We start from the raw sequence: 13,984 nt of genomic DNA on the forward strand, positions 1-13,984 counted from the left end.
ATATATGGGACTTTTTGATCGAATTAAAAAAGCCTTTACTGGCAAAGAAGATGAACCAAAAGAAACTGAAAAAGTTGATGAAACTGCCCAGAATGCTGAAGAACCTGAAACGAAGTCTGCTGATAAAACAGCTGAGTCAGAAGATACAACTGTCGGATCGGAAGACAGTACAACAGAAGCTGAGTCAAAAGATGAATCAGATTCTGAACCAGAACAAAAAGATGAACCTTTAGAAATAAAGCCAGAGGACAAAGGTGAGGTTAAGGATGTTTCTGATAGTTCTGAATCGGAAGAAGAAACGGTCGAACCAGAATCAGAAGAAACTGGAAACTCTGAAACTGCTGATGTTGAAGAAAATCCAGAGTCTGAATCAGAATCTGAAACAAAAGATGATGTTAAGGAATATGACGAAGGATTAAAGAAGAGTCGTAATTCATTTAGCGCTCGTTTTAATCGTTTTTTGGCCAATTTTAGAAGTGTTGATGAGGAGTTTTTTGATGATTTAGAGGAATTATTGATTGAATCAGATGTTGGATATGAAACTGCTATGCGCCTTTCAGATGAGTTACGTGAAGAAGTTAAATTAGAAAATGTTAAAAAACGTTCTGATGTGTCCGATGTTATCGTTAAAAAATTAGTTGATATGTACGATGAAGAAGGAAAAGAAGAAGATAACAGCCTTAAATTCAGTAATGATAAAACACCGACTATCTTTTTATTTGTAGGTGTTAATGGGGCCGGTAAGACAACCACAATTGGTAAATTGGCCCACCGTTATCAACAAGAGGGTAAAAAGGTTCTCCTAGCGGCTGGTGATACATTTAGAGCCGGTGCTATTGAGCAACTTCAAGTTTGGGGTAAACGTGTTGGTGTACCTGTTCAAGCAAGTAAAGCCCAAACAGATCCCGCTTCAGTTGTCTTTGATGCCGTTCATCGAGCTGTTGAGGAAGATTTTGATATTCTTTTAGTTGATACTGCCGGTCGTTTGCAGAATAAAGAGGGATTAATGCGTGAATTGGAGAAAATTAAACGTGTCATCACTCGAGAATTACCAGAAGCACCTCAAGAAGTACTGTTAGTCCTTGATGGATCAACTGGACAAAATGCTTTGAGTCAGGCTAAACAATTCAATGAGACAACTGATGTTTCAGGAATTGTTTTAACCAAAATCGATGGCAGTTCTCAAGGTGGTATCGTCTTAGCGATTAGAAATGAACTTCACATTCCGGTTAAATTAGTCGGACTTGGTGAACAGATGGATGATTTACGTGATTTTGATCCTGAGAAATTTATTTATGGATTATTTAAAGAATTAATTGTCGGTTCTGGTGAATAGTATGGAAATTGATGAAACAACCAAGGTAAATTTGTTGTATAATTTTTATCATTCTTTACTGACAAAGAAACAGAGTCAGTATTTGAATTTATATTATGTTGAAGATTTTTCACTTAGTGAGATTTCGGAACAGTTAGAAGTTTCTAGACAAGCGGTATTGGATAATTTGCATCGATCCGTTAGTCTGTTAGAATCGTTTGAGAAAGAGCTTGGTCTGATCAAGAAAACTCAAGAGATCGATGATATTTCAAAGAAACTTGACCGAGTTGTTTTAGACAGATATCCAGAGGATAAAGAACTAAGTGAATTGGTAAATCGTATTTCAAAAATAAATGAGATGTAGGAGTAAGAGATGGCTTTTGAAGGATTAAGTGAACGACTTCAAAAAGTTTTTTCCACGTTGAGAGGTAAGGGAAAACTTTCTGAAGACGATGTTCGTAAAGTAATGCGTGAAGTTAGAATGGCTTTACTTGAAGCCGATGTTAACTTTGACGTCGTTAAGAATTTCGTTAAACAAGTTAGAGAGCGTGCTTTGGGCGCTGAAGTAATGGACAGCTTGAGTCCATCACAACAGGTTATCAAAATTGTTGATGATGAATTAACTAAATTGATGGGTGAAGAGGCTGTTCCTCTAAACAAATCCCCACATATACCAACAATTATTATGATGGTTGGTCTTCAGGGTGCTGGTAAAACTACCACAGCTGGTAAGTTAGCTAAGTACTTGATCAATAATGAAAAAGCTCGTCCAATTTTTATTGCTGGTGACGTTTATCGTCCAGCCGCAATTGAGCAGTTAAAGACAGTTGCTGAACAAGTCGGAGCCCCTGTTTATGAAGAAGGTACTGATAAAGATCCTGTTGATATTGTTAAAAATGGATTGGCCAAGGCTGCTGAAAATAAAAATGATTATGTAATTATCGATACCGCCGGTCGTTTGGAAATTGATGATAAATTAATGGACGAATTGACTAGAATTAAAGATTTGGCACATCCAAATGAGATCCTCTTCGTTGCCGATTCAATGACTGGTCAAGTAGCTGCTAAAGTTGCGCACGGTTTTGATGAACAATTAGATATTACCGGTGTTGTTTTAACTAAGCTGGATGGTGATACTCGTGGTGGTGCTGCACTTTCAATTCGTGCCGTTACTGGTAAACCAATCAAATTTATTGGACAAGGTGAAAAATTAGATCAACTAGATGTATTCCATCCTGATCGTATGGCTAACCGTATTCTTGGTATGGGTGACATGCTTACCTTGATCGAAAAAGCTCAAACTGATTACGATGAAGAACAAGCCAAAGATATGGCCGAAAAGATTCGTGAAAATAGTTTTGACTTTAACGACTTTATTGATCAAATGGATCAGATTCAAAAGATGGGTCCAATGGATGAACTGATGAAGATGATTCCAGGAATGTCTAATAATCCTGCTATGGCTAATGTCAATATTGGTGAAAAGGATATTGATCATTTAAAAGCTGTTGTTTATTCAATGACACCTAAAGAACGTGAGAACCCTGACTTATTAAATCCCTCAAGACGTCGTCGTATTGCTAGTGGTTCTGGACGTAGTGTTCAAGAAGTAAACCGCATGATCAAACAATTTAAGCAATCCCGTGACATGATGAAACAGATGAGTAAAGGTAACATGTCCGGCATGGAACAAATGATGGGTGGCGGAATGTCCGGTAAACTGGGTAAGATGGCTATGCACTCAATGGTTAAAAAACAAAAGAAACGTAAGAAGAAACGCTTAAAGAAAATTAAACGTTTTAAATCATAAAAAAAACAGTGGTGTAAAGAAAAAAACTTTACACCATTATTTTTTTTGTGTATACTAACAAAGTTAAGTATTTAGGAGGAAACAAAATATGTCAGTTAAGATTAGAATGAAACGTATGGGTAGTAAGTTAAGACCTTTCTACAGAATCGTTGTTGCTGATTCACGCGCACCACGTGATGGCCGATTCATCGAACAAGTTGGTTACTACAACCCAATCGCTCAACCAGAAGAAATCAAGTTGGACGATGACAAAATTATGGACTGGTTACAAAAAGGTGCACAACCTTCAGATACAGTTCGTACATTGCTTAAGACACATGGTATTATGCAAAAGTATCATGAAAGCAAATATTCAAAATAATGAATAAGTAAAATGGGATCAGATAAAACTTTGTTTTGTCGTGGTCCTATTTATTTATGTGGAGGAATAAATGGCTGATAATTTATATCGAGTCGGAACAATTGTTAATACTCATGGGATCAAAGGTGAACTGCGTATTATTCCAATTACTGACTTTCCTGAAGAGCGCTTCAAAAAAGGTGCCAAACTTTTCTTAAAGAAATCCAATGATTCAAAAGAATTTATTGTCGAATCATCTCGTAAACATAAGAATTTCATTTTGATCAAGTTTAAGGGATACGATAATATAAATGACGTTGAACAATATGTTAAATCAGAATTATTTTCTAACAATGAAGTAAAACCCAAACTTAAAGACGGAGAATTTTTTTACAGTCAAATTATTGGGTTGAAGGTTATTGATGAACAACTTGGTGAAATAGGAACAATAAAAGAAATTATGGAATTAGGTCCAAATGACGTTTGGGTTGTAAAGAGTCCTAAATACGATGAGGTATTGATTCCATATATCGATGGTGTAGTTAAAAAAGTAGATCTCGAAAACGAAGTTATTAATGTCGAGATCCCGGATGGATTGATAGACTAATGGACATAACAGTATTAAGTATTTTTCCAAAGATGTTTCAGGCCCTAAATGAGTCCTTAATTGGTAAGGCTCAAGAAAAAGGGCTGGTTAATCTTGATGTAGTAGATTTCAGAGATTTTACTACTAACAAACAAAACCACGTTGACGATTCGCCTTATGGTGGTGGTGCGGGGATGCTTTTGCAGGCACAGCCTATCTATGACGCCATGGATTATGTTGAACAAAAGAGGCCCGGCAAGAAACGAGTTGTTTTGTTAGATCCAGCTGGTAAAACCTTTAACACTAAAATTGCCAGAGATTTTGCAAAAGAGGATCAATTAGTATTTATTTGTGGGCACTATGAAGGCTTTGACGAAAGAATCAAGGATTTGGTCACTGATGAGGTATCAATTGGCGATTACATTTTAACCGGTGGCGAATTGCCAACTATGAATATGATTGATGCTACTTTGAGATTTGTACCTGGAGTTTTAGGGAATGCGGTCTCCGCTGAAGATGAATCTTTTTCCAATGGGTTGCTAGAGTATCCACAGTATTCAAGACCAGCTGATTTTCGTGGTAAGAAGGTACCGGAAGTTTTAATCAGTGGTGATCATGAAAAAATTCGCCTCTGGCGTTTGAAAGAGTCTTTGAGAAAAACCTTAGAGCGTCGTCCGGACCTATTGAATACAGTGGAATTGAATGACGAAGAGAAGAAATTACTTCGTGAAATTCGTTCCGAAAACTAGTTTACAAATAAGATTCAATAATGTAATATTGTAAGAGTGTTTGAACACATATTAACGATATTCCGCTGTGTATTAATTAAGATACATAAGAGTGTCGAATTAGGAGAAATTATTTATGAAACCATTAATTCAAGATATTACTAAAGAACAACTACGTTCTGATATCCCTGACTTCCGTCCTGGTGACACTGTTCGTGTCCATGCTAAGGTTGTTGAAGGTTCACGTGAGCGTGTTCAGTTGTTTGAAGGTGTTGTAATTAAGAGACGTGGAGCTGGCGTTAGTGCTACTTATACTGTTCGTAAGATGAGTAGCGGTGTTGGTGTTGAAAGAACATTTCCACTAAACACACCACGTGTTGAAAAGCTCGAAGTTATTAGACGTGGTCTTGTACGTCGTAGTAAACTTTACTATCTACGTGATCGTAAAGGTAAGGCTGCACGTATTAAAGAACGTCGTATTGAGAAATAGGCAAATCACAAAGACACTTCGGTGTCTTTTTTTGTATCAAAGCAGATATATTAAATAAGATATCTGCTTTTTTATTATTCCAAATTATTTATACACGTATAATTATTTGAATAAATCACCATTACAGCGCTTTATATGCTAATTATACGAACAATAAGATTAATTTTATGAATTTATGTACGTAAATTTATTGAAAAAAACGTATTTAATTGATAAACTGATGACATACTTCAAGGAGAGAGTGGCTTATGAAAGATGTAGCAGTAATTATGGGTTCAGTTTCAGACTTACCAACTATGCAGAATTCGATCGATATATTGAAAGATCTAAGCGTTGGATATGAAGTTCATGTAATATCGGCACATCGAATGCCTGAAGAGATGCTAGATTTTGCCAGAACTGCATCCAGTAATGGAATTAAAGTCATAATTGCCGGAGCAGGTGGAGCAGCTCATTTACCAGGAATGATAGCAGCGGCTACCATATTGCCCGTCGTTGGAGTTCCAGTACAGTCAAAGGCTTTAAATGGCATAGATTCACTGTTGTCGATTGTTCAAATGCCTGGAGGAATCCCAGTTGCTACAATGGCAATTGGTAAAGCTGGAGCGATTAATGCCGCTCTCATGGCTGTGCGTATCTGTGCATTAACTAATTCAAAATATTTGAAATCATTATCTGATTATCAAGAATCAATGCATGATAAGTCACTAGAAAGTGGGAATGATCTTGAATAGAAATCACTTACCAGGTGAAACCATCGGTATTATTGGCGGTGGTCAGTTAGGTCAAATGATGGCTGCTACAGCTAAAGAAAAAGGGTATAAGGTTATAATCTTAGATCCAATCAAAAATTGTTCAGCCGCTCAAGTTTCAGATGAACAAATAGTCGCTAAGTATGATAATTTGGATTCTTTAATTGAGTTGTCTAAAAAATGTGATGTTTTAACATATGAATTTGAAAATGTTGATGCCGAAACAATTGAGGAAATAACAAAATATACTGATGTACCTCAAGGAACAAAAGCTTTAATTGTTACTCAAAATCGTATTAGGGAGAAGAACTTTCTTTCTGAAAATAATTTCCCCATTGTGCCGCATACAATTGTCAAAACTTTTAATGATTTTCAAAATGGATTGGAAGATTTAAAGTACCCAGTAATTTTGAAAACGGTCGAAGGTGGTTACGACGGAAAAGGTCAAATCCTGATTGACAATGAGTCTTTTGATGAGAGTGCAGTTAAAAAACTAATTAAATTGGGAACTTGTATTTTAGAATCAAAAATTGATTTATTAAAAGAGGTTTCTATTGTTATTTCTTCTAATCTGGATCAGAATCATTCAATTTTTCCAATGATTGAAAATAAACATCATAATAATATTTTGCATATCAGTAACTGTCCAGCAAGAGTCAATGATGAAGTTGCGGAAGAATCATATAAAATAGCACGACAAATTGCTCGTCTGTTGAATTTAGTTGGAACACTGTGTGTTGAATTTTTTATCTCAAAAGATCAAAAAATTTACGTGAATGAAATCGCACCTAGACCACATAATTCAGGACATTTGACGATTGAGGCATGCAATATTTCTCAATTTGATGCTCATATTCGAGGAATTTGTGGTTGGCCAATGCCAAAAATTGAATTATTCAGTTCAGCAGTGATGATCAATTTGTTAGGGCAGCATATCAAAGCGGCAAAGACTGGGTTGTTAAAGCATACAGAATGGAATTTTCATGACTATGGTAAGGATATATGCAAAATTAATAGAAAAATGGGACATATTACAATTTTAAGTAAGGATACGGAAAAGACGATAAATGATCTAAAACAAAACTCAATTTGGAAGGACTAGGAGCTTTTTGATGAAGAAGCAGTTGATATATTCTGGTAAAGCAAAAGATGTTTTTGAAACTGATAAAGACGATGAACTAGTACTCTTTTATAAAGATCAGGCAACGGCATTAAATGGTGTACGAAAAGAACATATTACTGGAAAGGGTAATCTAAATTGTAAAATTTCTTCCTTAATATTTCATTATCTAATGAAAAATGGCATTAGAACACATTTAATAGAAGATTTATCTGATAACGAACAATTGGTTAAGAAAACACAATTAATACCAATTGAAATTGTTTTGAGAAATACGATTGCAGGTAGTTTTGCCAAGAAGTTTGCATTAGAAGAAGGAGAAAAACTCGATCCTCCAGTTATTGAATATTATTTTAAAAGCGATAAGTTAAATGATCCGGCCATAAATGAATCACAAATAGATTCAATTGGGATTGCTAATGAATCTGAATTACAACAGATTAAAGAACAAACATTAAAAATAAATAACCTTCTTGTTCAATTATTTAGTCAAGACAAGTTGGATCTTGTGGACTTTAAATTAGAATTTGGACGTTTTGAGAATGAAATTATTTTAATTGATGAGTTTTCACCTGATAATTGCCGATTGTGGGATCAAATAAGTCATCAGTCCTTTGACAAAGATGTATTTAGAAAAAATGAAGCCGATTTAGTTACTACTTACAAAAAGGTCTTAGATCGATTAGAAGGAGTCAGATAATATGGGTTTAGTTAAAGTCTATGTGACATATAAAGAATCGATTCTTGATCCGCAAGGCGAGGCAATTAAAAGTGCAATCCATGGAATGGGTCATACTTCAATCAATGACGTACGAATGGGAAAGTACTTTGAACTAAATGTTGATAATAATGTTTCTGATATTGATTCAGAAATCAACTTAATCTGTGATGACTTGTTAGCAAATCCTAATATGGAAACTTATCGTTATGAAATTTTGGAGGATGCAGAATGAAATTTGCTGTGATCGTTTTTCCGGGGTCTAATTGTGATAAGGATCTGTACTTTGCAATAAAAGATGGTATCCATGCAGATGTCGAAATGATTGATTATAGATCAAAGTCACTGGATGCGTTCGATGCTGTATTGATACCTGGTGGATTTTCTTATGGTGATTATCTTAGAAGCGGCGCTATTGCCGCCCATGCACCTATTATAGAGACTATAAAAAGAATGTCTGCTTTAGGAAAACCGATAATGGGAATTTGTAATGGGTTTCAAATTTTGACTGAAATTGGGTTGTTACCAGGAGCCCTGATAAGGAATCGTCAAAATAGATTTATTTGTGAAACAGTTGATCTGAAAGTTAAAAATAATCAAACCATTTTTACCAATGAATATGAATTTGATCAGACGCTTAGTCTTCCCGTGGCTCATGGCGAAGGTAATTATTATTGTGATATTTCCACATTGAAACAAATAAATGATAACAATCAAATTATTTTTAGATATGCTTCAGATATTAATGGAAGTATCGACAATATTGCCGGAATAATAAACAAAGCCGGTAATGTTTTAGGAATGATGCCACATCCAGAGAGGGCCTTAGAAGAAATGCTTGGTTCAGATGATGGGCTGAAACTGTTTCAATCAATTTTAAAGTCACATATGAATAGGGTGAATCTGTAAATGACTGAACCAACTGCCGAAATGATTCAAGAAACCAAACTTTATAAGTCTTGGGGTTTAAGTGACCAAGAATTTCAAACTATATCCAATGATATTTTAGGAAGATTACCAAATTATACGGAAACTGGATTATTTTCTGTAATGTGGGGTGAACATTGTTCTTATAAGAACTCAAAAAATGTTTTACGAAAGTTCTCAAATAAAAGTGAAAGAGTACTTGCCGGACCTGGCGAAGATGCTGGGATAATTGATATTGGTGATAATCAGGCCATTGTGTTTAAGGCCGAAAGTCACAATCATCCTTCGGCAGTTGAGCCGTACCAAGGAGCAGCTACTGGTGTTGGTGGAATAATTAGAGATATTTTTTCAATGGGTGCTACGCCAATAGCCTTGTTGAATAGTTTGAAATTTGGAGAGTTGGATGATTCTCATACTAGGTATTTAGCTGAAGAAATAGTTTCAGGAATTGGTGGATATGGAAATTGTATTGGAATTCCAACTGTTGGTGGTGAAATTGCCTTTCAATCTAGATATAAGAAAAATCCCATCGTAAACGTTATGTGTGTGGGCCTGATCGATCATGATGATGTTAAATATGGCAAGGCCACTGGTAAAGATAATTTGATAGTTTATGTAGGGGCCAAAACCGGTCGAGATGGAATCCATGGAGCAACATTTGCGTCAGATGAATTTACAGACAGTAAAAGTACACAAAGATCCGCCGTTCAAGTTGGTGATCCATTTATGGAAAAGCTTCTGATGGATGCGTGTATAGAATTGGTTCATGAACATTCTGATTGGATCATGGGAATTCAAGATATGGGAGCGGCCGGATTAGTTTCTTCTACTGCTGAAATGGCCTCAAAAGCAAGCAGTGGTCTGATTCTAGAATTAGACAATGTGCCACAACGGGAGACTGAAATGACTCCATATGAAATCATGCTTTCCGAATCTCAAGAGAGAATGGTTTTATGCATTAAGCCAGAATATGAACAAAATATTACCGATTTCTTTACAGATAAAATGCTTGATGCGGTCGTAGTTGGCAAAGTAACCACAGATGGCCAATATAAAATTTATCAACGAGGAAAAATGGTTTGTAATATCCCTATTTCAGGATTAGTGGATGAATCACCTGAATATAAACGTATTAGTGTTAAACCAGATAGAATTGCCGACAGTAAGGAACAATTTAGACCAGAAATCAAATCACTTGAAGATGTTTGGCTAAAAATTTTGAGACAGCCAACAATAGCATCTAAAGAGTATTTTTATAAAACCTATGATTCTCAAATTAAGGCAAATACAGTAGTCCAGCCAGGTAGTGATGCTGCCGTCGTGCGTATTAGAGATACAAAAAAGGCCATTGCAATGACTAATGATGGAAATTCGAGAATGGTTTATGTTGATCCTTTTATTGGAGGTCAAATGGCAGTGATTGAGGCAGCCAGCAATCTGGTGGCTGCTGGTGCTATTCCAATTGGAATAACGGACTGTTTAAATTATGGAAACCCTGAAAAACCAGAGATATTTTGGGAGTTTGAAAAAAGTGTTAGTGGGATGGCTATGGCCGGGAAAAAATTAAATATCCCAGTCGTATCTGGAAATGTTTCCTTGTATAACGAGTTTAATGAAACAGCAATTTATCCAAGTCCCATGATCGGCATGACTGGTCTGGTTGAGGATATTGATAATGTAATTACTCAAGGCTTTAAAAACTCTGGTGATTTAATTTACCTAATAGGCGAAACCAGAAATGAATTTAATGGATCTGAAATTCAGCAATTACAGCTGAACGATGTGAAAGGTTCATTAAGTAAGATTAATGTAGATCAAATAAAGGACAGATTTGAGTTAATTCTGGATATTATCAATAATAAATTAATAAATAGTTGTCATGATTTATCAGAAGGTGGGTTAGCGGTTGCGTTATCTGAAGCGACTTTTGAAAATAAGCTAGGATTCAAGTGTGAAGTCAATATGCCTAAGGAATATTTATTTTCCGAAACACCAGCTAGATTTGTTGTATCTGTATCTAAAGATAACCAAAGAAAATTTGAAGACATAATCGGTAATAATGGGGCTAAGATCGGTGTTGTAACTGATGACAATAGAATGAATATTAAAACAATTGGTGCAGAAGCAACGATTGAATTATCTGTGGCGATGTCTATTTGGAAAGAGGCCATATCTTGTTTAATGAAAAAGAATTAAGTGAAGAGTGCGGTGTCTTTGGTATTTGGGGGGCAGAGAGTTCTCAATACTTAACCTACCTTGGATTACATAGTTTGCAACATCGTGGTCAAGAGAGCGCAGGCATCGTTTGTAATGATAGTGGAAAATTACAAGGATATCGTAATTTGGGTCTGTTATCGCAAGTTTTTGATAAGCCAGAGTATCTTGAGAGGTTAAGTGGTAATTCGGCCATTGGCCATGTTAGATATTCTACGGCCGGTGAAAATAAGATTGAGAATGTTCAACCTTTATTTTTCGATTTTTCAAATGAGCAGTTTGCCTTAGCTCACAATGGAAATTTAACTAATGCAATTACTTTGAAAAAGAAACTAGAGCAGGTAGGCGATATTTTCATATCTAGTTCTGATTCAGAAATTTTGATGCATTTGATCCGTCATTCTAAAAAGAAATTATTTGAAGATAAAATTAAGGACGCATTAAAACAAATTCAAGGTGGGTTTGCATACGTTCTGTTGACTAAGGGTTCTTTAATAGTGGCCTTAGATTCTCATGGGCTTAGACCATTGTCAATTGGTAAATTGCCAGAAGGTGGATACGCTGTTGCCAGTGAAACTTGTGCATTGGATGCGGTATCGGCAGAGTTTGTAAGGGATGTACAACCTGGTGAACTGATTATTATTAATGATGATGGTATGAAAATAGACCATTGGACTAATGACACTAAGATGGCTATTTGCTCAATGGAATATATTTATTTTGCTCGACCCGATTCCAATATATTAGGTGTCAATGTTCATATTTCTCGAAAAAAAATGGGGATAAATTTAGCCAAAGAAAAACCAGTTGCCGCAGATATAGTTGTTGGTATTCCTAATTCTTCTCTTCCTGCTGCTAGTGGATATGCTGAAGCTAGTGGATTACCGTATGAGATGGGACTAATAAAGAATCAGTATATGGGACGTGAATTTATTCAACCTAATCAATCTCTAAGAGAAAAAAGTGTTCGTCAAAAATTAGCCGCTGTTAGAAGTGTTATTAAAGGTAAGAAAGTAGTATTAGTTGATGATTCAATTGTTAGAGGAACCACCTGTGCTTATATCGTTCAATTATTAAAGGATGCTGGAGCAATTGAAGTTCATTTAAGAGTTGCTTCACCACCATTCAAGTATCCGAGTTTTTATGGGATTGATATTCAAGATTCAAAGGAATTAATAGCCGCTCAAAAAACTAAAGAAGAGATGCGTCAACAATTTGGAGCTGATTCATTAGAGTTTTTGAGTGAAAAAGGATTGATTTCGGCGATAGGATTAAATTTTGATACACCATATCAAGGTTTAGATTTGTCGTACTTTAATGGTGATTATCCAACACCTCTATATGACTATGAAGAAAAAGTGTCTAAGGACTTAAAGATTGGAAAGGAATAAATTGATGAATCCTTATGAAAAGGCCGGTGTAAATGTAAATTCTGGATATGAAATTTCTGATTTTGTTAAAAATAAATTAGCTAGTAGTGCTAGTAATATTGGTCATTTTGGTGGAGTTTTTGAAATACCAAAAGGGTATGATCAGCCTGTCTTGGTTTCTAGTAATGATGGTGTGGGTACTAAATTATTATTAGGGATACAAGGAAAAAAACATGACACGGTTGGTATTGACTGTGTTGCAATGTGCGTTAATGATATTTTAGCCCAAGGTGCTAAACCGCAATACTTTTTAGATTATATTGCGACATCTAAAGTGGGAGATACTGTTAAAGAGATCCTAGATGGGGTTTTGGAAGGCTGTATCATTGGACACTTAGACCTAATTGGTGGCGAAACTGCAGAGATGCCTGATATGTACCCTAAAAATACTTATGATTTGGCGGGCTTTGCTGTAGGTATAGCGGAAAAATCACAACTTATGGATCCTAAAAAAGTACATGCTGGCGATAAATTGATAGGTATAGCCTCAAGTGGACTTCACTCGAACGGATTTTCACTTATCAGAAAAATATTCTTCAAGGATAATGATTTTGAATACAACTCGGAATTAAAAGAATTTCCCGATAAAGTTTTGGGAGATGTTTTGATGACGCCAACGCGCATATATACAGAACAAATCACTCCATTACTTGATCAAAGAATTCTTAATGGAATAGCACATATTACCGGCGGAGGATTTTATGAAAATATTCCACGAATGTTACCAGATGGCTTGCAAGCCAAAGTTGATTTGTCATCGTGGACAATTCCAGAAATTTTTAAAGTAGTTGAACGGTACGGAAAATTATCAGAAGCGGATATGTTTCATATTTTTAATATGGGTGTGGGGATGATACTTGCGGTTGACCCTAAAAATGAACAGTCCGTACTTGATAATTTAAATCAGAAAGAAAATCTTGGATTTACCATTGGTGAAGTGGTATCAGATTTGGATGTGGCTATAAAGTTAGTGGGTGAGTTGTAGTGAAAGTAGCAGTATTTGCATCAGGTAATGGTACTAACTTTGAGGCCTTGGCTGATGATAAGAAATTAAATGAAAATGGTTTAGAAATAGTATTATTGGTTTGTGACAAGCCAAAAGCCGCGGTAATAAAAAAAGCTGAATTAAGAAATATTCCTATTTTTATAAATAAATTAAGTGACTATAAAACTCGTTCTGAGTATGAGCAAGCCATTGTTGATCATTTGAAATCATTGAATCTTGAATATATTTTGCTGGCAGGATATATGAGAGTAGTTACAAAAACGTTATTAGACGTTTATCCTGGGAAAATAATTAATATACATCCATCATATTTACCAAAATTTTCAGGATTAGATGCTATTTCTAGAGCATTCAATTCCGGAGATAAATCAACTGGTGTAACGATTCATTATATTGATGAAGGTGTAGATACAGGTCCAATAATCCGGCAAGAGGCAGTACCAATTTTAGATACGGATACTGTTGATACGCTTGAACAACGGATTCACGATAAAGAACATGAGATATATCCAGAAGTGGTTTTTAACTTATTAAAAAAATATTAGGTG

The 13,984-nt window shown here is 35.5% G+C and carries 16 protein-coding genes; all 16 read left to right on the plus strand.

The features are described from left to right. Nucleotides 1-4 precede the first annotated feature (4 nt). The 16 genes from ftsY (at nucleotide 5) to purN (ending at nucleotide 13,981) form a co-directional block, all read left to right on the plus strand. Nucleotides 5-1,336 carry a signal recognition particle-docking protein FtsY gene (ftsY, locus tag EKM64_RS03805; RefSeq protein ID WP_125675762.1) on the plus strand — a complete coding sequence of 444 codons (1,332 nt, stop codon included), beginning with the start codon at nucleotides 5-7 and terminating at the stop codon, nucleotides 1,334-1,336. A 1-nt stretch (nucleotide 1,337) separates the two neighbouring features. Beyond that, nucleotides 1,338-1,679 carry a YlxM family DNA-binding protein gene (gene ylxM, locus EKM64_RS03810; protein ID WP_125675764.1) on the plus strand — a complete coding sequence of 114 codons (342 nt, stop codon included), beginning with the start codon at nucleotides 1,338-1,340 and terminating at the stop codon, nucleotides 1,677-1,679. Between the two features lie 9 nt (nucleotides 1,680-1,688). Continuing rightward, complete coding sequence (ffh, locus tag EKM64_RS03815; RefSeq protein ID WP_125675766.1) at nucleotides 1,689-3,125, plus strand: signal recognition particle protein; 1,437 nt, start codon at nucleotides 1,689-1,691, stop codon at nucleotides 3,123-3,125. Between the two features lie 88 nt (nucleotides 3,126-3,213). Beyond that, nucleotides 3,214-3,486, plus strand: coding sequence for a 30S ribosomal protein S16 (gene rpsP / locus EKM64_RS03820; protein ID WP_125675768.1), 273 nt, complete (start codon nucleotides 3,214-3,216; stop codon nucleotides 3,484-3,486). Between the two features lie 70 nt (nucleotides 3,487-3,556). Further along, entirely contained in the window at nucleotides 3,557-4,072 is a 516-nt protein-coding gene (rimM, locus tag EKM64_RS03825; protein WP_125675770.1) for a ribosome maturation factor RimM, read from the plus strand. Continuing rightward, nucleotides 4,072-4,800, plus strand: a complete 729-nt coding sequence (gene trmD, locus EKM64_RS03830; RefSeq protein WP_125675772.1) for a tRNA (guanosine(37)-N1)-methyltransferase TrmD — start codon at nucleotides 4,072-4,074, stop codon at nucleotides 4,798-4,800. Before rimM ends, trmD begins: the two co-directional genes overlap by 1 nt. A 115-nt stretch (nucleotides 4,801-4,915) precedes the next feature. Continuing rightward, complete coding sequence (rplS, locus tag EKM64_RS03835) at nucleotides 4,916-5,269, plus strand: 50S ribosomal protein L19 (RefSeq protein WP_125675774.1); 354 nt, start codon at nucleotides 4,916-4,918, stop codon at nucleotides 5,267-5,269. Between the two features lie 248 nt (nucleotides 5,270-5,517). Continuing rightward, nucleotides 5,518-6,003 carry a 5-(carboxyamino)imidazole ribonucleotide mutase gene (gene purE, locus EKM64_RS03840; RefSeq protein WP_125675776.1) on the plus strand — a complete coding sequence of 162 codons (486 nt, stop codon included), beginning with the start codon at nucleotides 5,518-5,520 and terminating at the stop codon, nucleotides 6,001-6,003. Then, complete coding sequence (purK, locus tag EKM64_RS03845; protein ID WP_164505292.1) at nucleotides 5,990-7,123, plus strand: 5-(carboxyamino)imidazole ribonucleotide synthase; 1,134 nt, start codon at nucleotides 5,990-5,992, stop codon at nucleotides 7,121-7,123. The genes purE and purK overlap by 14 nt, the downstream gene beginning before the upstream one ends. A 10-nt stretch (nucleotides 7,124-7,133) precedes the next feature. Then, nucleotides 7,134-7,841 (plus strand): phosphoribosylaminoimidazolesuccinocarboxamide synthase, encoded by a 708-nt coding sequence (gene purC / locus EKM64_RS03850; RefSeq protein WP_125675780.1) that lies wholly within the window; start codon nucleotides 7,134-7,136, stop codon nucleotides 7,839-7,841. A gap of 1 nt (nucleotide 7,842) precedes the next feature. Continuing rightward, nucleotides 7,843-8,094 (plus strand): phosphoribosylformylglycinamidine synthase subunit PurS, encoded by a 252-nt coding sequence (gene purS / locus EKM64_RS03855; RefSeq protein ID WP_125675782.1) that lies wholly within the window; start codon nucleotides 7,843-7,845, stop codon nucleotides 8,092-8,094. Next, a complete protein-coding gene (gene purQ / locus EKM64_RS03860) occupies nucleotides 8,091-8,768 on the plus strand; it encodes a phosphoribosylformylglycinamidine synthase subunit PurQ (RefSeq protein ID WP_125675784.1) in 678 nt (225 codons plus the stop codon). Before purS ends, purQ begins: the two co-directional genes overlap by 4 nt. Beyond that, a complete protein-coding gene (gene purL, locus EKM64_RS03865) occupies nucleotides 8,769-10,982 on the plus strand; it encodes a phosphoribosylformylglycinamidine synthase subunit PurL (protein ID WP_125675785.1) in 2,214 nt (737 codons plus the stop codon). After that, entirely contained in the window at nucleotides 10,958-12,391 is a 1,434-nt protein-coding gene (gene purF / locus EKM64_RS03870) for an amidophosphoribosyltransferase (RefSeq protein WP_318530734.1), read from the plus strand. Before purL ends, purF begins: the two co-directional genes overlap by 25 nt. Next, entirely contained in the window at nucleotides 12,378-13,415 is a 1,038-nt protein-coding gene (gene purM, locus EKM64_RS03875) for a phosphoribosylformylglycinamidine cyclo-ligase (protein WP_225420943.1), read from the plus strand. The genes purF and purM overlap by 14 nt, the downstream gene beginning before the upstream one ends. Continuing rightward, nucleotides 13,415-13,981, plus strand: coding sequence for a phosphoribosylglycinamide formyltransferase (gene purN / locus EKM64_RS03880; RefSeq protein ID WP_125675789.1), 567 nt, complete (start codon nucleotides 13,415-13,417; stop codon nucleotides 13,979-13,981). Before purM ends, purN begins: the two co-directional genes overlap by 1 nt. Nucleotides 13,982-13,984: the final 3 nt, after the last annotated feature.

The sequence above is a fragment of the Companilactobacillus keshanensis genome (assembly GCF_003946205.1).
Taxonomy (GTDB): domain Bacteria; phylum Bacillota; class Bacilli; order Lactobacillales; family Lactobacillaceae; genus Companilactobacillus; species Companilactobacillus keshanensis.